The 19497-nt window shown below is 59.4% G+C and carries 18 protein-coding genes; 10 read left to right on the plus strand and 8 right to left on the minus strand.

Annotated features, from left to right (window positions below):
- Positions 1–74: 74 nt before the first annotated feature.
- On the plus strand, positions 75–431 hold the full coding sequence (locus HU718_RS05205) for a DUF6124 family protein (RefSeq protein ID WP_099757991.1): 357 nt from the start codon (positions 75–77) through the stop codon (positions 429–431).
- 180 nt (positions 432–611) lie between these two features.
- On the opposite strand, the gene HU718_RS05210 is transcribed toward HU718_RS05205, so the two are convergent.
- Positions 612–1328 (minus strand): SIMPL domain-containing protein, encoded by a 717-nt coding sequence (locus tag HU718_RS05210; RefSeq protein WP_064119337.1) that lies wholly within the window; start codon positions 1326–1328, stop codon positions 612–614.
- A gap of 236 nt (positions 1329–1564) precedes the next feature.
- Between HU718_RS05210 and HU718_RS05215 the strand changes: the two genes are divergently transcribed.
- The 4 genes from HU718_RS05215 (at position 1565) to HU718_RS05230 (ending at position 6141) form a co-directional block, all read left to right on the plus strand.
- Complete coding sequence (locus HU718_RS05215; protein WP_038357512.1) at positions 1565–2827, plus strand: ATP-binding protein; 1263 nt, start codon at positions 1565–1567, stop codon at positions 2825–2827.
- Positions 2820–3380 (plus strand): response regulator transcription factor, encoded by a 561-nt coding sequence (locus tag HU718_RS05220; protein ID WP_003221630.1) that lies wholly within the window; start codon positions 2820–2822, stop codon positions 3378–3380. Before HU718_RS05215 ends, HU718_RS05220 begins: the two co-directional genes overlap by 8 nt.
- A gap of 96 nt (positions 3381–3476) precedes the next feature.
- Positions 3477–5204 carry an ABC transporter ATP-binding protein/permease gene (locus HU718_RS05225; RefSeq protein WP_150705932.1) on the plus strand — a complete coding sequence of 576 codons (1728 nt, stop codon included), beginning with the start codon at positions 3477–3479 and terminating at the stop codon, positions 5202–5204.
- 190 nt (positions 5205–5394) lie between these two features.
- Entirely contained in the window at positions 5395–6141 is a 747-nt protein-coding gene (locus HU718_RS05230; RefSeq protein ID WP_016984324.1) for a FadR/GntR family transcriptional regulator, read from the plus strand.
- A 7-nt stretch (positions 6142–6148) separates the two neighbouring features.
- Here HU718_RS05230 and HU718_RS05235 read toward each other — a convergent pair whose 3' ends face one another.
- Positions 6149–6493 carry a hypothetical protein gene (locus HU718_RS05235; RefSeq protein WP_186616577.1) on the minus strand — a complete coding sequence of 115 codons (345 nt, stop codon included), beginning with the start codon at positions 6491–6493 and terminating at the stop codon, positions 6149–6151.
- A gap of 180 nt (positions 6494–6673) precedes the next feature.
- Positions 6674–7054 carry a hypothetical protein gene (locus HU718_RS05240; protein WP_186616578.1) on the minus strand — a complete coding sequence of 127 codons (381 nt, stop codon included), beginning with the start codon at positions 7052–7054 and terminating at the stop codon, positions 6674–6676.
- Between the two features lie 296 nt (positions 7055–7350).
- Here HU718_RS05240 and kdgD point away from each other — a divergent pair, with 296 nt between their 5' ends.
- From kdgD to HU718_RS05265, 5 genes are all read left to right on the plus strand, one after another.
- Positions 7351–8262: a 5-dehydro-4-deoxyglucarate dehydratase gene (kdgD, locus tag HU718_RS05245; RefSeq protein WP_016984321.1), complete on the plus strand. Its 912-nt coding sequence runs from the start codon at positions 7351–7353 to the stop codon at positions 8260–8262.
- Positions 8263–8337: 75 nt separating this feature from the next.
- Entirely contained in the window at positions 8338–9783 is a 1446-nt protein-coding gene (locus tag HU718_RS05250) for an aldehyde dehydrogenase family protein (protein ID WP_186616579.1), read from the plus strand.
- A 143-nt stretch (positions 9784–9926) separates the two neighbouring features.
- Positions 9927–11288 carry an MFS transporter gene (locus tag HU718_RS05255; RefSeq protein WP_007915342.1) on the plus strand — a complete coding sequence of 454 codons (1362 nt, stop codon included), beginning with the start codon at positions 9927–9929 and terminating at the stop codon, positions 11286–11288.
- A gap of 11 nt (positions 11289–11299) precedes the next feature.
- Entirely contained in the window at positions 11300–12853 is a 1554-nt protein-coding gene (gene garD, locus HU718_RS05260; RefSeq protein ID WP_186616580.1) for a galactarate dehydratase, read from the plus strand.
- 677 nt (positions 12854–13530) lie between these two features.
- Entirely contained in the window at positions 13531–14472 is a 942-nt protein-coding gene (locus HU718_RS05265; protein ID WP_186616581.1) for an AEC family transporter, read from the plus strand.
- A 108-nt stretch (positions 14473–14580) separates the two neighbouring features.
- Here the strand turns inward: HU718_RS05265 and HU718_RS05270 are convergent, their stop codons facing one another.
- The 5 genes from HU718_RS05270 to gatA all read right to left on the minus strand — a co-directional run bounded on the left by HU718_RS05270 (position 14581) and on the right by gatA (position 19494).
- On the minus strand, positions 14581–14961 hold the full coding sequence (locus HU718_RS05270) for a carboxymuconolactone decarboxylase family protein (RefSeq protein WP_016984177.1): 381 nt from the start codon (positions 14959–14961) through the stop codon (positions 14581–14583).
- Positions 14958–16019, minus strand: coding sequence for a calcium/sodium antiporter (locus HU718_RS05275; protein WP_150730079.1), 1062 nt, complete (start codon positions 16017–16019; stop codon positions 14958–14960). Before HU718_RS05275 ends, HU718_RS05270 begins: the two co-directional genes overlap by 4 nt.
- Before the next feature lie 46 nt (positions 16020–16065).
- The gene (locus tag HU718_RS05280) at positions 16066–16437 is read right to left on the minus strand and encodes a septal ring lytic transglycosylase RlpA family protein (RefSeq protein WP_115986714.1); all 372 of its coding nucleotides are present in this window, start codon (positions 16435–16437) and stop codon (positions 16066–16068) included.
- Positions 16438–16586: 149 nt separating this feature from the next.
- A complete protein-coding gene (gene gatB / locus HU718_RS05285; RefSeq protein ID WP_186616582.1) occupies positions 16587–18032 on the minus strand; it encodes an Asp-tRNA(Asn)/Glu-tRNA(Gln) amidotransferase subunit GatB in 1446 nt (481 codons plus the stop codon).
- Positions 18033–18042: 10 nt separating this feature from the next.
- Complete coding sequence (gatA, locus tag HU718_RS05290) at positions 18043–19494, minus strand: Asp-tRNA(Asn)/Glu-tRNA(Gln) amidotransferase subunit GatA (protein WP_102900695.1); 1452 nt, start codon at positions 19492–19494, stop codon at positions 18043–18045.
- Between the last annotated feature and the right edge of the window lie 3 nt (positions 19495–19497).

The raw sequence follows: 19497 nt of genomic DNA on the forward strand, positions 1-19497 counted from the left end.
TCCGTACATAGTTGCCACCTCATTTCTCGAGTGAGATCGGAAATGAATGGCGTCAGTTCATAAGGAAATTTTCCATGGATAAATTGATACCTGACCCACCCCTTGATACCCCACTCGAAGACGCCATCCGCGCCGAAGACCAGATCAAAACCCGCGAAGCCATCAAACGCGCCCTCGATTTCTACCTCAGCCCCGACCCGGTCAAACCCCGGCAACCCAGCACGATGTTCCTGATCCAGCCGAACATCGACACCGAAAGCCTGCTGGCACATGCCTGTGAATCACTGGCGTCGGCGAACACGTTAACCGGTAACTTTGCCGATCAGTTGGGCCGGCCTGAGCGTAATACGGCGTTGGCGATTCAGCAGATCATCATGCTGGCCGAGTTGGCGGTGAATCGGGCGCTGGATCGGGTTGATCCGCAGACATAATCAGTCTGATCCACCGCGTTATCGTTCTTCGCGAGCAGGCTCGCTCCCACATTGGAATGCGTTCAACCTGTGGGAGTGAGCCTGCTCGCGAAGGCGGCGGATTGTTCGCTATAAATCCCAGGCACAAAAAAACCGCCAATCATTCACCGATCGGCGGTTTTTTATTCAGCCTAAATCAAATCACTGCATCAACACTTCAATCGAACCATCAGCGGTCATGCTGACCTGGCTCGTACCCGCTTCAACTTCCGGCGTAACCGGCGCCGAATCCATGGCCGCCGCTTTCATCATCATCGGCGCGCGCAGGTACGGTTGTGGATAACCGTTGCTGTTGAGGTTCAGATTGACGATTTTGTAGCCCTTGCCGCCCAGTGCATCGGTGGCCAGTTGGGCGCGGGCCTTGAAGGCGGTCACGGCTTCTTTGAGCAACTGGTCTTCGCTGGCCTTGCGGGTCGGGTCGGCGATGGCGAAGTCCATGCCGCCCATTTTCAGGTCGCCCAACAGTTCGCCGGTGAGTTTGGACAGGGCGGCGAAGTCGGCGCTTTCCAGGCGCAGTTCGGCGCGTTCACGCCAGCCGGTGATCTTCTGGCCTTTGGTGTCGTAGATCGGGTAGCTGTTGCGGCTGCCCTGGCGCAGGGTGATGTCTTTGACTTGCTTGGCCTGGGCCAAGGCCTTGTTCATGGTGGTGCTGACGTCGGCGGCGAGTTTCGCCGGGTCGGTGTTTTGCTCTTCGGTGTAGAGGGTGACGATCATCAGGTCGCGGGCCACTTCCGTGCTGACTTCGGCGCGCAGGGAAATCTGGTTGTAGTGCAGCTCGTCGGCGGCCAGGGCCGGAAGGCTGGCGATGCTGCCGACGGTCAGGGCGAGAAGGGCGGCGCTGCGGCGAAATGTATGCATGAAAGCTCCTTGATGAGGGCGCAGGTGATGGTTCGGGGCCTGCGTGAAACCATCAGACTCCAGAAAGCAGCTTCAAGTTGCAAGCCTCAAGCTGCAAGCCAAAAGCTTTTACTTGCCGCTTGCAGCTCGAAACTTGCAGCTTGTGCGGTGTGGTCGTTTGCCGCACTTTCGCCTCTCAAGGCCGTGCGTTGGTTATACTCCGTGCGATCCGCCTGGAGCGCTCATCAGGAGAGCTCATGCTCGCCCCCGTACAACTGACTTCCGCCACTCGCCAGAACCTCTGGCGGCTGACTTTCATCCGCACCCTGGTGCTCGCCGCGCAGGCTGGCTCGGTTGGCCTGGCCTACTGGCTGCAATTGTTGCCGTTGCCGTGGGTGCAACTGGCGATGACCCTCGGCTGCTCGACGCTGCTCTGCGTGTTCACCGCTGTGCGTCTGCGTACTTCGTGGCCGGTAACCGAGCTTGAATATGCGCTGCAACTGGCCTGTGATCTGGTGATCCACAGTGCGCTGCTGTACTTCTCCGGCGGTTCGACCAACCCGTTTGTTTCCTACTATCTGGTGCCGTTGACCATCGCCGCGGTGACGCTGCCATGGCGCTATTCGGTGATTCTGTCCGGCATCGCGCTGGCGTTGTACACAGTGATGCTGACGCGTTTCTATCCGCTGGAAACCCTGCCGGTCGCCCGCGAAAACCTGCAGATCTACGGCATGTGGCTGAGCTTCGCGCTGGCCGCTGCGGTGATCACCTTCTTCGCGGCACGCATGGCTGAGGAGCTGCGCCGTCAGGAAGAATTGCGCGCGATCCGCCGTGAAGAAGGCCTGCGCGATCAGCAATTGCTCGCCGTCGCCACCCAGGCTGCCGGCGCCGCCCATGAACTGGGCACACCGCTGGCGACCATGAGCGTATTGCTCAAGGAAATGCAGCAGGATCACCCCGACCCGATGCTGCAGGATGATCTGAAGGTCCTGCAAGATCAGGTCAAACTCTGCAAAGAAACCTTGCAGCAACTGGTGCGTGCCGCCGAAGCCAATCGTCGCTTGGCCGTGGAGATGCAGGACGTCACCGACTGGCTCGACGAAGCGCTGAACCGCTGGCACCTGATGCGTCCTGAGGCCAGTTATCGCTTCCACCGTCTCGGCCAAGGCACCGTGCCGCGCATGGCGCCGCCGCCGGACCTGACTCAGGCGCTGTTGAATCTGCTCAACAACGCCGCCGATGCCTGTCCGGAAAACCTCAAGGTGACCCTGGACTGGGACGCGGAAACGGTGACCATCAGCATTCGTGACCACGGCGCCGGTGTGCCGCTGGCCATCGCCGAACAGATCGGCAAACCGTTTTTTACCACCAAGGGCAAAGGTTTCGGCCTGGGCCTGTTTTTGAGCAAGGCCAGCGTGACACGCGCCGGCGGCTCAGTGAAACTCTATAGTCATGAGGAAGGCGGCACGCTCACCGAGCTGCGCCTGCCCCACGGCGCCCGAGGAGACCAACATGAGTGACGAAATCCAAGTCGAAGGCGAAGAACTGCCGCATTTGCTGCTTGTCGACGACGACGCAACGTTTACCCGAGTGATGGCCCGCGCGATGGCTCGCCGTGGCTTTCGCGTCAGCACCGCCGGCTCCGCCGAAGAAGGCCTGACCATCGCCCAGGCCGATCTGCCTGACTACGCTGCGCTCGACCTGAAAATGGACGGCGATTCCGGTCTGGTGTTGCTGCCCAAGTTGCTGGAACTGGACCCGGAAATGCGCGTGGTGATTCTCACCGGTTATTCGAGCATTGCTACCGCGGTCGAAGCGATCAAACGCGGCGCCTGCAACTACCTGTGCAAACCGGCCGACGCCGACGATGTGCTGGCGGCGTTGCTTTCGGAGCACGCTGACCTCGACAGTCTGGTGCCGGAAAACCCGATGTCGGTCGACCGCCTGCAGTGGGAGCACATTCAGCGTGTGCTGACCGAGCACGAAGGCAACATCTCCGCCACTGCCCGTGCCTTGGGCATGCACCGCCGCACCCTGCAGCGCAAACTGCAGAAGCGCCCGGTTCGTCGCTGAACCTGCGCTGAACGACTATCGCCAGCCCTCGCGATAAAACGCACCGATCATCTATGATCGGTGCGTGTCTGTTCTTTTCTATATTGAGCCTTATCCATGAATCAGAACGCTGAATATTCCGCGGTCAACGATGCTGTGCGCGGGCAGTTTTTCCGCAAAGTGTGGGCGATCATCACGCCTTATTGGCGCAGTGAAGAGAAGGGCAAGGCCTGGACGCTATTGATTGCGGTGATCGCCCTGTCGTTGCTCAGTGTGGGCATCTCGGTGTGGTTCAACACCTGGTACAAGGATTTTTACAACGCCCTGCAAAAGAAGGATGAAGCGGCGTTCTGGCGCTTGATTCTGTATTTCTGCGGCATTGCGGCGGTGGCCATTGTCGGTGCGGTGTATCGGCTCTACCTGACGCAGATGCTGACCATCCGCTGGCGGGCCTGGCTCACTGAAAAGCATTTCTCGCGTTGGCTTGCCGACAAGAATTACTACCAGCTGGAGCAGGGCGGTTACACCGATAACCCGGACCAGCGGATTTCCGAAGACCTTAACAACTTCACCTCCAATACCCTTGAGCTGGGGATCGGGCTGCTGCGCAATATCGTCAGTCTGGTGTCGTTCTCGATCATTTTGTGGGGCGTGTCGGGCAGTATCGAAGTCTATGGCATCACCATTCCCGGCTACATGTTCTGGTGTGTGCTGGTTTATGCGGTGGTGGGCAGTTGGCTGACGCATTTGATTGGTCGCCGCTTGATCGGTCTGAACAACCAACAACAACGCTTTGAAGCTGACCTGCGTTTTTCCATGGTGCGGATTCGCGAGAATGCCGAAAGCATCGCGTTGTACAACGGCGAACCGAATGAGAACCGCCGATTGAGCGCTCGCTTCGGGAATGTCTGGCACAACTTCTGGGACATCATGAAAGTGTCCAAGCGCCTGACCTTCTTCACCGCCGGTTACAGCCAGGCGGCCATTATCTTTCCGTTCATTGTGGCTTCGCCGCGTTACCTTTCCGGCAAGATCGAACTGGGTGAACTGATGCAGATCAGTTCGGCATTCGGCAACGTCCAGGAGAGTTTCAGCTGGTTCATCAGTGCGTACCAAAGCCTCGCGTCCTGGCGCGCCACCTGTGATCGTCTGCTGAGTTTCCGTCAGGCCATGACCGACAACGAAGAACGCACGCCAGCAATCGACGTGCAGAATCAGGGCAACGAATTGCAGGTGCACAACCTCGGTCTGGATCTGGCCGACGGTCGTCATCTGCTGACCAATGCCGATATGACTGTGGAACAAGGTGAGCGAGTGATGCTCAGCGGGCGTTCCGGCAGCGGCAAGTCGACGCTGCTACGGGCGATGGGGCATTTGTGGCCAGCGGGGCACGGCAACATTCGTTTGCCGGCAGCGCGCTATTTATTCCTGCCGCAGAAACCGTATCTGCCGATCGGCACCCTGCGTGAAGCCTTGAGTTATCCACAACCGGGCGACACCTACGCGTCGGAACGTTATGCACAAGTGTTGGAAACCTGTCGCTTGCCGCATCTGGTTGCGCGGCTGGACGAGGCCAATCACTGGCAACGCATGCTGTCGCCGGGCGAACAGCAGCGACTGGCCTTCGCTCGCGCGTTGCTGTACGCACCGCAGTGGCTGTACATGGACGAAGCCACTTCGGCGATGGATGAGGAAGACGAAGCGACGCTGTATCAGGCGTTGATTGATCAGATACCGGGGTTGAGCATTGTCAGCGTCGGCCATCGCAGCAGCTTGAAACGCTTCCACCCACGGCATGTGCGGATCGACAGCGGCCATTTGGTTGAACAAACCGTGACTGCCTGATCACCGCTAAACCCCTGTAGGAGTGAGCCTGCTCGCGATAGCGTAGGGTCAGTCACATTGATGCTGAATGTGCGGACGTCATCGCGAGCAGGCTCACTCCTACATAAAGCGATGTAAACCGGAAAGTGATCGTACAACCCGCTTGAGCTATCATGCCTCCAAGCCGAATTTTCGAGACTAGATGCACACCATGGAAAACCTGATCGAAACCCCGCGTCTTCCGCGCAAGCGCCGCAGCCTGGCCCAGGAACTGGTGACGGTGCTGAGCGAGCAGATCCGCGATGGCCTGCTCAAGCGCGGTGACAAACTGCCTACCGAGTCGGCGATCATGGAAGCCCATGGCGTCAGCCGCACTGTGGTGCGCGAGGCGATTTCCCGTTTGCAGGCTGCCGGTCAGGTTGAAACCCGCCACGGTATCGGCACCTTCGTACTCGACACGCCAAGCCCGAGCGGTTTCCGCATCGACCCGGCCACCGTCGTCACCCTGCGTGACGTACTGGCCATCCTTGAATTGCGCATCAGCCTCGAAGTCGAGTCTGCCGGCCTCGCCGCGCAACGTCGCAGCGCCGAACAACTGGCAACCATGCGCGCCGCCCTCGATGCGCTCAACGAAAGCGCCGCCCACGCCAGCGATGCTGTGGCTTCAGACTTTGCTTTCCACCTGGAAATCGCCCTGTCCACCGGCAATCGCTACTTCACCGACATCATGACCCACCTGGGCACCAGCATTATCCCGCGTACGCGGCTGAACTCGGCGCGACTGGCCCATGATGATCAGCAGCATTACATGAGCCGCCTGAGCCGTGAGCACGAAGAAATCTACGACGCGATTGCTCGTCAGGATTCCGATGCGGCGCGTGCGGCGATGCGTCTGCACCTGACCAACAGCCGTGAAAGACTGCGCCAGGCCCATGAAGAGGCGCAGGCGCAGGGGTGACGGGTAATTAAGGTTCGAGTCGAACTGTCAGCACTGGCGACGCGGAAACATTACTGGCGCGGGTAACGCTGTAGTGAAGCTTGGCGTTTGCACCTGGAACGAGGTTTTTCTCAAAAATAGTTTTGGGAATAACGAAGATGAGGGGCATTGACGTCGCTGAAGTCAATGTGACATGAGTCTCGAAGTCGTTGCCGGTAGAGGTTTTTACGTGCAGCGCAACGACGTCGCCGACAACCGAGTTTTCGTAAGTCACCAATCCGTGAGCGACGCCCTCTAACTTCCCAACAAAAAGAACGTCGTCTTTGGCCTCTTTGAGTACTGGTTTAGCGAGCGCGTTTACTTGTGCAGTCATGATCAAATTCCTTTTCGCTATCTGTTAAACCTTTGAATGAGCGCAAGCGACGGCATGCGGCGGATGCGCGGGCGGAGCCGGTTCGTTACTCCTCAGTCATTAAGCGAGTATTCGAAAATCGCTGGCACCTGTAAGAAATACCAGTTCCGACGAACGGTAACCTCTACCGCACGACGCGATTCAGCCCTCGATCCGCAACCTCAACACCTCCGAAAACGGCTCCATACTCGACTCATCACAAAACTTGTAGCGCAATTCGACCTCCCTGTTCAGGTACGGACGCAGCACCTCTTTGGGGATCTGCAACTCGATCCCCGTCAGTTTTTCCATCTCGTCCTCGGCATCGTCCCAGGTGCCAGTGTCCACTTCTTCGCCTGCCCATTCCGGCTCTTCCGGGTCATCACCGAGAATCGGGTAAACGCTCCAGTTCGCTGGAAAATCGCTGGAATCCGGGACCTGCATGATCAATACATCGGGTAGCGCGGACAGCTGAAGGGTGAGGGTGTCAGAGGCAGAAGAGGCGATTTGCGCGAGGGTCGGGGCAGCATAATTCACGAACATTTCGGTTTCCTTCGAAGGTCCGCCACGATCCTTCGTGGCAGTCGTCGCACCTTACCCGGCGTTTCTCCAACGCTCAGTAAACGAATCTTGACCAGACATTTCCGCGCCATAACCCTTTAAATACGGGCTTTTGCGACGAGTCATGCCAAGCCTTAAACAGTTTTGTCCGACAAAAAAACACCCACAACGATGAAATGCAGTTGACGGTTATTATTTAAGTTGTACGATGACCTACAACTTCAGCGAAGGCTGAACGGACCAATCACAAAAAACGTTGCTACCAGGGTGTTCGAATAATGAATCCACAAGAACTGAAGTCCATCCTCTCTGCCGGCCTGCTGTCTTTCCCGGTGACCGATTTCAACGCGCAGGGCGATTTCAACCGCGCCGGCTACATCAAACGCCTGGAATGGCTGGCTCCGTATGGTGCTTCAGCCTTGTTCGCCGCCGGCGGCACCGGTGAGTTCTTCTCCCTGGCCGCCAGCGAATACTCGGAAATCATCAAGACTGCCGTCGACACCTGTGAAACCAGCGTGCCGATCCTCGCCGGTGTCGGTGGTTCGACCCGTCAGGCCATCGAATACGCTCAGGAAGCCGAGCGTCTGGGCGCCAAAGGCCTATTGCTGCTGCCGCACTACCTGACCGAAGCGAGCCAGGACGGTGTTGCCGCTCACGTTGAAGCCGTGTGTAAATCGGTCAACATCGGCGTAGTCGTTTACAACCGCAACGTTTGCCGCCTGACCGCGCCGCTGCTGGAACGTCTGGCCGAGCGCTGCCCGAACCTGATCGGTTACAAGGATGGTCTGGGCGATATCGAGTTGATGGTGTCGATCCGTCGCCGCCTCGGTGATCGTTTCAGCTACTTGGGTGGCTTGCCGACCGCCGAAGTCTACGCCGCTGCCTACAAGGCGCTGGGCGTACCGGTTTACTCGTCGGCGGTGTTCAACTTCATCCCGAAAACCGCGATGGACTTCTACCACGCGATCGCTCGTGAAGATCACGCCACCGTCGGCAAGATCATCGACGACTTCTTCCTGCCGTACCTCGACATCCGCAACCGCAAGGCCGGTTATGCCGTGAGCATCGTCAAGGCAGGCGCGAAAATCGCCGGCTATGACGCAGGCCCGGTGCGGGCGCCGCTGACCGATCTGACTGGCGAAGAGTACGAAATGCTCGCTGCGCTGATCGACAAGCAAGGTGCGCAGTAACACCCGACAAAAACGCGGCCGCTGAGTAATCAGCGGCTTTTTGCGTAAAGGCTTTTAGTTTTGAGGGCTGCCCCTGTGACAAATGCAAAACGCTACGACAACTACATCAACGGTGAATGGGTTGCCGGTGCCGACTACTCGGCCAACATCAACCCGTCGGAACTGAGCGACACCATCGGCGATTACGCCAAGGCTGACCTGACTCAGGTTCACGCCGCCATCGACGCTGCCCGCGCCGCGTTCCCGGCCTATTCGACTTCGGGTATTCAGGCCCGTCACGACTCGCTGGATAAAGTCGGCACGGAAATTCTCGCTCGTCGCGAAGAACTCGGCACCCTGCTGGCCCGGGAAGAGGGCAAGACCCTGCCCGAAGCCATCGGCGAAGTGACCCGCGCCGGTAACATCTTCAAGTTCTTCGCCGGTGAATGCCTGCGTCTGTCCGGCGACTACGTGCCGTCGGTACGTCCGGGCGTCAATGTTGAAGTGACTCGCGAAGCACTGGGTGTGGTCGGTCTGATCACCCCGTGGAATTTCCCGATCGCCATTCCGGCATGGAAAATCGCTCCAGCGCTGGCCTACGGTAACTGCGTGGTGCTAAAACCCGCCGATCTGGTACCGGGTTGCGCCTGGGTACTGGCAGAAATCATCTCCCGCGCAGGCTTCCCGGCCGGCGTGTTCAACCTGGTGATGGGCAGCGGTCGCGTGGTTGGCGATGCGCTGGTGCAGAGCCCGAAAGTCGACGGCATCAGCTTCACCGGTTCGGTGGGTGTGGGTCGGCAGATCGCGGTCAACTGCGTTTCCCGTCAGGCCAAGGTTCAGCTGGAAATGGGCGGCAAGAACCCGCAGATCATTCTCGACGACGCCGACCTCAAGCAAGCGGTCGAGCTGTCGGTGCAGAGCGCGTTCTACTCAACCGGTCAGCGTTGCACTGCGTCGAGCCGTTTGATCGTCACCGCCGGGATTCACGACAAGTTCGTTGAAGCCATGGCCGAGCGCATGAAGTCGATCAAGGTCGGCCACGCGCTGAAATCCGGCACCGATATTGGTCCAGTGGTTTCCCAGGCTCAGCTTGAGCAGGACATGAAGTACATCGACATCGGCCAGTCCGAAGGTGCGCGTCTGGTCAGCGGCGGTGGATTGGTGACCTGCGACACCGAGGGTTACTTCCTCGCGCCAACGCTGTTTGCCGACAGTGAAGCGTCGATGCGCATCAGCCGCGAAGAGATCTTCGGCCCGGTGGCCAACATCGTTCGCGTGGCTGACTACGACGCGGCGCTGGCGATGGCCAACGACACCGAATTCGGTCTGTCGGCGGGTATTGCGACCACCTCGTTGAAGTACGCCAACCACTTCAAGCGCCATTCGCAAGCCGGGATGGTCATGGTCAATCTGCCGACCGCTGGCGTCGATTACCACGTTCCGTTCGGTGGCCGTAAAGGTTCATCCTATGGATCACGTGAGCAAGGCCGCTATGCGCAAGAGTTCTACACGGTCGTGAAGACCAGTTACATCGGTTCCTGATACACGCAATACCCCTGTAGGAGCTGCCGAAGGCTGCGATCTTTTGATCTCGATCTTAAAGATCGCAGCCTTCGGCAGCTCCTACAGGGAATACCAAAGAAGATTCACCCGCGCATAAAAATAATCAGTGGGAGTACATCTACATGCAATCGTCCAAGCCGACTCACGTCCGCTATTTGATCCTGCTCATGCTGTTTCTGGTGACCACGATCAACTACGCCGACCGTGCCACGATCGCCATTGCCGGCTCCAGCCTGCAAAAAGATCTGGGCATCGACGCAGTCACCCTCGGCTACATCTTCTCCGCATTCGGTTGGGCCTACGTGGCCGGGCAAATTCCCGGTGGCTGGCTGCTCGATCGCTTCGGCTCGAAAAAAGTCTATGCCCTGAGCATTTTCACCTGGTCGCTGTTCACCGTGCTGCAAGGCTTTGTCGGTGAGTTCGGCATGTCCACGGCCATCGTTGCGCTGTTCATGCTGCGCTTCCTCGTGGGCCTGGCTGAAGCGCCATCGTTCCCCGGTAACGCGCGCATCGTGGCGGCGTGGTTCCCGACCGCTGAACGCGGTACCGCTTCGGCGATCTTCAACTCGGCGCAGTACTTCGCCACCGTGTTGTTTGCACCGCTGATGGGCTGGATCGTTTACTCCTTTGGCTGGGAGCACGTGTTCATCGTCATGGGGATTCTCGGGATCATCTTCTCGCTGGTCTGGCTGAAAGTGATCTACAGCCCGCGTGAGCACCCGCGTATCAACGAAGCCGAGTTCAAACACATCGCTGAAAACGGCGGCATGGTTGACATGGATCAGAAGGGCAAAAAGTCCGACGGTCCGAAGTGGGATTACATCCGTCAACTGCTGACCAACCGCATGATGCTCGGCGTGTATCTGGGCCAGTACTGCATCAACGGCATCACCTATTTCTTCCTGACCTGGTTCCCGGTGTATCTGGTGCAAGAGCGTGGCATGACCATTCTCAAGGCTGGTTTCATCGCCTCGTTGCCGGCAATCTGCGGCTTTATTGGTGGTGTGCTTGGCGGGGTGATTTCCGATTACCTGCTGCGCAAGGGCCACTCGCTGACCTTCGCCCGCAAAGCGCCGATCATTGCCGGCCTGCTGGTTTCCAGCAGCATCGTTGCCTGCAACTATGTTGAAGTGGAATGGATGGTGGTTGGCTTCATGGCCTTGGCGTTCTTCGGCAAAGGCGTTGGCGCACTGGGCTGGGCGGTGGTTTCCGACACCTCGCCGAAACAGATTGCCGGCCTGAGCGGTGGCTTGTTCAACACCTTCGGCAACATCGCTTCGATCACCACGCCGATCGTGATTGGCTACATCATCAGCTCCACCGGTTCGTTCAAATGGGCGCTGGTGTTCGTCGGTGCCAACGCACTGGTCGCGGTGTTCAGCTATCTGGTCATCGTTGGCCCGATCAAACGTGTGGTCCTCAAAGAGCCGCCAACCAACGGCGGTGTTGAAGCCAGCGGTAAATTGTCCCAAGCGCATTCCTGAGGAGCGGCGTCATGCAGTTGATTGAACATTCCGACTCGCCGCGCCACATCCGCCTGCACGGGCGGGACAATGTGGTGGTCGTGGTCAACGACCAGGGCGCCCCGGCCGGCACTGAATTTGCCGATGGCCTGGTGACGCTGGAATTTGTGCCGCAGAGCCACAAGGTCACCCTTGAAGACATTCCCGAGGGCGGCCAGGTGATTCGCTACGGTCAGGTGATCGGCTACGCCTTGCAGCCGATTCGCCGTGGCAGTTGGGTCAAGGAAGATCAACTGCGCATGCCGACCGCGCCGCCGCTGGACAGCTTGCCGCTGTCCACCGAGGTGCCGGAAGCGCAGGCACCGCTGGAGGGCTTCACGTTCGAGGGTTATCGCAACGCTGACGGTACCGTCGGCACGCGTAATATTCTCGGCATCACTACGACCGTGCAGTGCGTCACCGGCGTGCTTGATCACGCGGTAAAACGCATCAAGGAAGAGCTGCTGCCGAAGTACCCTCACGTCGATGACGTGGTGGCGCTGACCCACAGTTACGGCTGCGGCGTGGCGATTACCGCCACCGACGCGTACATCCCGATTCGCACCGTGCGCAATCTGGCGCGCAATCCGAACCTCGGTGGCGAAGCGTTGGTGATCAGTCTGGGCTGCGAGAAATTGCAGGCCGGGCAGGTCATGCACGAAGACGATGCTTCGGTGGATCTCAGCGATCCGTGGCTGTATCGCCTGCAGGATTCCAGTCACGGCTTCACCGAGATGATCGAGCAGATCATGGAACTGGCCGAGGTGCGCCTGAAGAAACTCGACCAGCGCCGCCGCGAAACCGTGCCGGCGTCCGAGTTGATCCTCGGCATGCAGTGTGGTGGCAGCGATGCGTTCTCCGGAATCACCGCCAACCCGGCGCTGGGTTATGCCTCGGACTTGTTGTTGCGCGCGGGGGCGACGGTGATGTTTTCCGAAGTCACCGAAGTGCGCGATGCGATTTATTTGCTGACTTCACGCGCCGAAAGCAAAACCGTCGCCGAGGAACTGGTGCGTGAGATGGACTGGTACGACCGTTACCTGGCCAAGGGTGAAGCGGATCGCAGCGCCAACACCACGCCCGGCAACAAGAAGGGCGGGCTGTCGAACATTGTCGAGAAGTCGCTGGGTTCGATCGTCAAATCCGGTAGCAGTGCGATCAATGGCGTGCTCGGCCCGGGCGAGCGTTTCAAGCAGAAGGGTTTGATTTTCTGTGCGACGCCGGCCAGTGATTTTGTCTGCGGGACGTTGCAGTTGGCGGCGGGGATGAACCTGCATGTGTTCACCACCGGGCGTGGCACGCCTTATGGCTTGGCGATGGCGCCGGTGGTGAAGGTCTCGACGCGCACGGAGCTGGCGCAGCGCTGGCCGGATCTGATCGATATCGATGCCGGGCGCATTGCTACCGGGCGCGCGACGATCGAGGAATTGGGTTGGGAGTTGTTTCACTACTATCTGGATGTGGCGAGCGGCAAACAGCAGACGTGGGCGGAGAAGCACAAACTGCATAATGACATTACGTTGTTCAATCCGGCGCCAATTACCTGATGGTTTGGGGGCAGGTCAAAAGCTGCCCTCACCCCAGCCCTCTCCCGGAGGGAGAGGGGGCCGACCGAGTTGTCTTGCGCAATACATCGACCTGAAATACCGAGTTGATTATGGAATCAGCGAAGTCATTTCAGGTCGATGGATTTCTGCAATATCCCCCGATCGGTCCCCTCTCCCTCGGGAGAGGGTTAGGGTGAGGGGCTGACCGAGTTGTCAGGCGCTATACATCGACTTGAAATACCGAGTTGATTATGGAATCAGCGAAGTCATTTCAGGTCGATGGATTTCTGCAATATCCCCCGATCGGTTCCCTCTCCCTCCGGTAGAGGGCTAGGGTGAGGGGCTGACCGAGTTGTCAGGCGCCATACATCGACTTGAAATACCGAGTTGATTATGGAATCAGCGAAGTCATTTCAGGTCGATGGATTTCTGCAATATCCCCCGATCGGTTCCCTCTCCCTCGGGGAGAGGGTTAGGGTGAGGGGCTGACCGAGTTGTCAGGCGCTATACATCGACTTGAAATACCGAGTCGATTATGGATTCAGCGATGTCATTTCAGGTCGATGGATTTCTGCAATATCCCCCGATCGGTCCCCTCTCCCTCGGGGAGAGGGCTAGGGTGAGGGGCTTTTGCTTTATCATTGGCCACTAACGACGCTCACCCAAGGCTCCCCGGCATGCTGGCAATTTTCCTCGAAACCCTGAACATCACCGCGCCGGTGTTTGCCATGCTGTTTCTCGGTGTGCTGCTCAAGCGCATTGACTGGATCAACGACAACTTCATCCACACCGCCTCGTCGCTGGTGTTCAACGTGACCATGCCGGCGCTGCTGTTTCTCGGCATTCTGCATGCCGACCTGCACGCCGCGTTGCAACCGTCCCTGCTGATCTACTTCTCCCTCGCCACGCTGGTGAGCTTTGCCCTGGCCTGGGGTTGGGCGATTTTCAAATGCCCGCGTGAAGATCGCGGCATCTATACCCAAGGCGCGTTTCGCGGCAACAACGGCGTCATTGGCCTGGCACTGGCAGCGAGCATGTACGGCGATTACGGGATTTCCCTCGGGGCGATTCTCGCGGCGCTGGTGATCCTGTTCTACAACACGCTGTCGACCATCGTGCTCGCAGTTTACAGCCCGGTGATCAAGTCCGATCCGTGGAGCATCTGCAAAAGCGTGTTCAGCAATCCGCTGATCATTAGCGTGATTGCGGCGGCGCCGTTTGCCTATTTCAAGATCGGTTTGCCGGGATGGCTGGAGACGTCCGGTCAGTATCTGGCGCAGACCACGTTGCCACTGGCGCTGATCTGCATCGGCGGCACGCTGTCACTGGCGGCATTGCGCAAGAGCGGCAATATGGCGCTGAGTTCGAGCCTGGTGAAGATGGTCGGCTTGCCGGTGCTGGCAACGTTGGGGGCTTGGTTGTGGGGCTTTCGTGGGGCGGAGTTGGGGATACTGTTTCTGTATTTCGGCAGCCCGACGGCGGCGGCGAGTTTTGTCATGGCCCGTGCGGCACAGGGCAATCATGAACTGGCGGCGGCGATTATCGTGATGACCACGTTGATGGCGGCGGTGACCACCAATATCGGGATTTTTGTTTTGCAGTGGGGTGGGTGGATCTAGCCTGGGTCTTGGGTTGCTCTCCCGGGCCTCTTCGCGAGCAAGCTCGCTCCCACATTTGAAATGCAATCCAATGTGGGAGCGAGCCTGCTCGCGAAGGCGTCAGTTCAATCACTCAGGTTTCTGGTAGGTATCGATCACTTCCTGCGCCGCCCGGAACGCATCAATCGCCGCGGGTACCCCGGCATACACCGCGCAATGCAGCAGCGCCTCACGAATCTCATCCACGGTGCAGCCATTGTTCAGCGCACCGCGCACATGACCCTTCAGCTCTTGCGGGCACTTCAGCGCCGTCAGCGCAGCGAGGGTGATCAGGCTGCGGGTTTTCAGCGGCAGACCTTCGCGATTCCACACACCGCCCCAGGCATGTTCATTGACGAAATCCTGCAGCGGCTGGGTGAACTCGGTGGCGTTGCCCAAGGCGCGATCAACAAACGCATCGCCCATTACCTGGCGGCGGACTTCAACCCCGGACTTCTTCGATTCGGTCATGGTTTATCACTCTTGTGGTGTTGGCGGCGCCAGGCGCGTATCGACGTGAACAACAAGAACGTCAGCAGCGTTGGCAGGACATAAAACAACATCATTCGCTCAAGCTTGCCGGCCAGGGGCATGCCGGTGGTGAACGACACCACGTGCAGCCCATAGGCCAGATACAAACCGAGCAGCAACAAACCTTCTGCACGCGTCACGCGGTAGCCGGAATAGAACACCGGCAGGCACAGCGCGGCGACACCGAGCATCACCGGCAGGTCGAAATCCAGCGCGTTCGGCGACACCGACAGCGGCGTCGGTGCAATCAGCGCGGTGACGCCCAGCACGCCGAGCAGGTTGAACAGGTTGGCACCGATCACGTTGCCCACGGCGATATCGCGTTGCCCACGCAATGCGGCAATCAGCGAGGTCGCCAGTTCCGGCAGCGAAGTGCCGACGGCGACCACGGTCAGGCCGATTACCCGCTCGGAGAAACCAAGGTCGGTGGCCACCACGACGGCGGCGCCGAGCAATAGATGCCCGGCGAACACCAGCATCGCCAGACCGATAACGATCATCAGCAAACTGCCGATCCAGGAGGCCTGCGCAGCTTGAGGCTGTTCTGAATGTGGCCGCGTCGAATGCCGTGACTGGCGCAACAGTAGGCCGAGATACAGCGCCAGTGCGCCCAACAACAGAATGCCGTCGAAGCGTCCGATCTCCTCGTTCCACGCCAATATGAACACCAGCAGGCTGGCGCCGATCATCAGCGGAATATCCAGCCGCACCAATTGCCGCGAGACGCGCAGCGGAATGATCAGCGCCGACAGGCCGAGGGTGACGAGGATGTTGAAGATGCTGCTGCCAACCACGCTGCCGACCGCAATATCGGGGTTGTGCGCCAACGCCGCTTGCACGCTGACGGCCATTTGCGGTGCGCTGCTGCCGAGGGCGACGATGGTCAGGCCGATGATCAGCGGCCGTACATGCAGACGCGCCGCCAGACGCACTGCCGCGCGCACCATCAATTCGGCGCCAAAGATCAGCAGGCACAGACCGGCAAGCAGTTCGATCACGCTGATCAGCGGCAAATCGGCTAATCCGAAAATGGTCAGCGCTCCATCAGTCGAGGGCCTGCACGCGAACCCGTGCGGTGCCGCTGCGCAGCATGCCGAGCTGTTCGGCGGCCTCGCGGGAGACGTCGATCAGGCGTCCACGGGTATGCGGGCCACGATCATTGATACGGACCACGACGGATTCATCGTTTTTCAGATTGGTGACCTTCACCCGCGTGCCGAAGGGTAGCTGGCGATGGGCGGCGGTCAGGGAATTCTGGTTGAACGCTTCGCCACTGGCGGTGCGTTTACCGTGGTGCTTGGCACCGTAATAAGAAGCGACGCCGGTCTGGTCGTAACCGTGCGGGTCGATGGTGTCGGTGCTGGCGCAACCGGCCAACAAGGAGAGCAGGGCGCAGGCGCCGAGCAGACGTTTCATTCGAAAGCTCCCAAATAACAATGTGGGAGCGAGCCTGCTCGCGAAGAGGCCATCACATTCAATATCTCTATTGGATGTCATGACGCTTTCGCGAGCAGGCTCGCTCCCACAGGGAATAGAGCCAGGCTTTGGATCTGGCTCCATTGTGGTCAGCCTTCGAGCTTGCTTTTCAGCAGTTCGTTCACTTGCTGCGGGTTGGCCTTGCCTTTCGACGCTTTCATCGCCTGACCGACGAAGAAGCCGAACATCTTGCCGCGTTTGGCTTCATCAGCCGCACGGTACTGTTCAACTTGCTCGGCGTTGGCCGCGAGCATTTCGTCCAGCACCGCCGAGATCGCGCCGCTGTCGGTAACCTGCTTGAGGCCGCGTTTTTCGATGATATCGTCTGCGCTGCCTTCACCGTTGGCCATCGCTTCGAACACAACCTTGGCAATCTTGCCGGAGATGGTGTTGTCCTTGATGCGCAGCAGCATGCCGCCCAGCAGTTCAGCGGAAACCGGCGACTCGTCGATGTCCAGGCCTTGCTTGTTGAGCAGGCTGCCCAACTCGACCATTACCCAGTTCGCCGCCAGTTTGGCGTCGCCGCCGATGCTCGCGACTTTCTCGAAGTAGTCGGCTTGCTCGCGGCTGGTGGCCAGCACGCTAGCGTCATAGACCGACAGACCGAATTGCTCCTGGAAGCGCTCGCGTTTCTGCGGAGGCAGTTCCGGCAGGGTGGCACGCACTTCACCGAGGAACGACTCTTCGATGACCACCGGCAGCAGGTCCGGATCGGGGAAGTAACGGTAGTCGTTGGCTTCCTCTTTCGAACGCATCGGACGGGTTTCGTCCTTGTTCGGATCGTACAGACGGGTCTGCTGGATCACTTTGCCGCCGTCTTCGATCAGCTCGATCTGACGCTGGATCTCGGAGTTGATCGCCTTCTCGATGAAACGGAACGAGTTGACGTTCTTGATCTCGCAGCGCGTACCGAACTCAACCTGGCCTTTCGGACGGATCGACACGTTGCAGTCGCAACGCAGCGAACCTTCGGCCATGTTGCCGTCGCAGATGCCCAGATAACGTACCAACGCGTGGATCGCCTTGACGTAAGCCACGGCTTCCTTGGCGCTGCGCATGTCCGGCTCGGAAACGATTTCCAGCAGCGGCGTGCCGGCACGGTTCAGGTCGATGCCGGTGGCACCGTTGAATTCTTCGTGCAGGCTCTTGCCAGCGTCTTCTTCCAGGTGCGCGCGGGTGATGCCGACACGTTTGACGGTGCCGTCTTCCAAGGCGATATCCAGGTGGCCCTTGCCGACGATCGGCAACTCCATCTGACTGATCTGATAGCCCTTCGGCAGGTCCGGGTAGAAGTAGTTCTTGCGGGCGAACACGTTGTGCTGACCGATCTCGGCGTCAATCGCCAGACCGAACATCACCGCCATACGCACGGCTTCCTGGTTCAGCACCGGCAGCACGCCGGGCATGCCCAGGTCGATCAGGCTGGCCTGGGTGTTCGGCTCGGAACCGAATGTGGTGGAACTACCGGAAAAGATTTTCGACCGGGTAGTGAGCTGAGTGTGAATCTCCAGCCCGATCACGACTTCCCATTGCATGTGTGTCTCCTCAGAAGCCGGTTGGGGTGCGGGTGTGCCAGTCAGTGTTGAGCTGATACTGGTGGGCAACGTTCAACAGGCGACCTTCCTGGAAATACGGCGCGAGCAACTGCACGCCAACCGGCAAGCCGTCGACAAACCCGGCCGGCATCGACAGGCCCGGCAGGCCCGCGAGGTTGGCGGTGATGGTGTAGACGTCTTCCAGATAGGCAGCGACCGGGTCGCTGTTCTTGGCGCCGAGCTTCCAGGCCGGGTTCGGCGTGGTCGGGCCGAGGATGATGTCGACTTCATTAAAGGCAGCCATGAAGTCGTTCTTCACCAGACGACGGATCTTCTGCGCTTTCAGGTAGTAGGCGTCGTAGTAACCGGCGGACAGCGCGTACGCACCGACCATGATCCGGCGCTGCACTTCCGGGCCGAAGCCTTCGCCACGGGAGCGCTTGTACAGGTCGATCAGGTCTTTCGGTTGCTCGCAGCGATGGCCGAAACGCACGCCGTCGAAACGCGACAGGTTCGAGGAGGCCTCTGCCGGCGCGATCACGTAGTACGCAGGGATCGCGTGCTGCATGTTCGGCAGGCTGATTTCCTTGATCACGGCACCGAGCTTCTGCAGCTCTTTGATGCTGTTCTGGATCAGCTCGGCGATACGCGGGTCGAGACCGGCGCTGAAGTATTCCTTCGGTACACCGATGCGCAGGCCTTGCAGCGAGTCGCCGAGGCTGGCCGAGTAATCCGGCACCGGCTCATCGATGCTGGTGGAGTCGTTCTGATCGAAGCCAGCCATACCTTGCAACAAAATTGCGCAGTCTTCGGCCGTGCGCGCCAACGGGCCGCCCTGATCCAGGCTGGAGGCGTAAGCGATCATGCCCCAGCGCGAAACGCGACCGTAGGTCGGTTTCAGGCCGGTGAGGTTGGTGAAGGCCGCCGGCTGACGAATCGAACCGCCAGTGTCGGTGGCCGTCGCCGCTGGCAACAGACGAGCGGCAACCGCCGCCGCCGAACCGCCGGACGAACCGCCTGGTACGTGCTCCAGGTTCCACGGGTTTTTCACCGCGCCGTACCAGCTCGACTCGTTGGCCGAACCCATGGCGAATTCGTCCATGTTGGTCTTGCCCAGGGTCACCGCGCCGGCAGCCGCCAGTTTCGCGACCACGGTGGCGTCGTACGGGGCTTTGAAGTTGTCGAGCATCTTCGAGCCGCAGCTGGTGCGAATGCCCTGGGTGCAGAACAGGTCTTTGTGAGCGATCGGCGCGCCGAGCAGGGCGCCGCTCTCACCGTTGGCGCGGCGGGCATCGGCGGCTTTCGCCTGCTCGAGGGCCAGCGCTTCGGTGAGGCTGATAAAACTGTTGAGCTGCGGATCGAGCTGGGTAATGCGCGCCAGCAGGACTTTGGTCAGCTCTTCGGAGGAAAACTTTTTATCGGCGAGACCGCGGGCGATCTCGGCCAGAGTCATTTGATGCATTGC

The organism is Pseudomonas tensinigenes (assembly GCF_014268445.2).
In the GTDB taxonomy this organism is placed as follows: domain Bacteria; phylum Pseudomonadota; class Gammaproteobacteria; order Pseudomonadales; family Pseudomonadaceae; genus Aquipseudomonas; species Aquipseudomonas tensinigenes.

Excerpts from the sequence above, each read along its gene's own strand:
- HU718_RS05205 (WP_099757991.1), top strand. The coding sequence starts at position 75 with ATGGATAAATTGATACCTGACCCACCCCTTGATACCCCACTCGAAGAC.
- HU718_RS05210 (WP_064119337.1), bottom strand. The coding sequence starts at position 1,328 with ATGCATACATTTCGCCGCAGCGCCGCCCTTCTCGCCCTGACCGTCGGC.
- HU718_RS05215 (WP_038357512.1), top strand. The coding sequence starts at position 1,565 with ATGCTCGCCCCCGTACAACTGACTTCCGCCACTCGCCAGAACCTCTGG.
- HU718_RS05220 (WP_003221630.1), top strand. The coding sequence starts at position 2,820 with ATGAGTGACGAAATCCAAGTCGAAGGCGAAGAACTGCCGCATTTGCTG.
- HU718_RS05225 (WP_150705932.1), top strand. The coding sequence starts at position 3,477 with ATGAATCAGAACGCTGAATATTCCGCGGTCAACGATGCTGTGCGCGGG.
- HU718_RS05230 (WP_016984324.1), top strand. The coding sequence starts at position 5,395 with ATGGAAAACCTGATCGAAACCCCGCGTCTTCCGCGCAAGCGCCGCAGC.
- HU718_RS05235 (WP_186616577.1), bottom strand. The coding sequence starts at position 6,493 with ATGACTGCACAAGTAAACGCGCTCGCTAAACCAGTACTCAAAGAGGCC.
- HU718_RS05240 (WP_186616578.1), bottom strand. The coding sequence starts at position 7,054 with ATGTTCGTGAATTATGCTGCCCCGACCCTCGCGCAAATCGCCTCTTCT.
- kdgD (WP_016984321.1), top strand. The coding sequence starts at position 7,351 with ATGAATCCACAAGAACTGAAGTCCATCCTCTCTGCCGGCCTGCTGTCT.
- HU718_RS05255 (WP_007915342.1), top strand. The coding sequence starts at position 9,927 with ATGCAATCGTCCAAGCCGACTCACGTCCGCTATTTGATCCTGCTCATG.
- garD (WP_186616580.1), top strand. The coding sequence starts at position 11,300 with ATGCAGTTGATTGAACATTCCGACTCGCCGCGCCACATCCGCCTGCAC.
- HU718_RS05265 (WP_186616581.1), top strand. The coding sequence starts at position 13,531 with ATGCTGGCAATTTTCCTCGAAACCCTGAACATCACCGCGCCGGTGTTT.
- HU718_RS05270 (WP_016984177.1), bottom strand. The coding sequence starts at position 14,961 with ATGACCGAATCGAAGAAGTCCGGGGTTGAAGTCCGCCGCCAGGTAATG.
- HU718_RS05280 (WP_115986714.1), bottom strand. The coding sequence starts at position 16,437 with ATGAAACGTCTGCTCGGCGCCTGCGCCCTGCTCTCCTTGTTGGCCGGT.
- gatB (WP_186616582.1), bottom strand. The coding sequence starts at position 18,032 with ATGCAATGGGAAGTCGTGATCGGGCTGGAGATTCACACTCAGCTCACT.
- gatA (WP_102900695.1), bottom strand. The coding sequence starts at position 19,494 with ATGCATCAAATGACTCTGGCCGAGATCGCCCGCGGTCTCGCCGATAAA.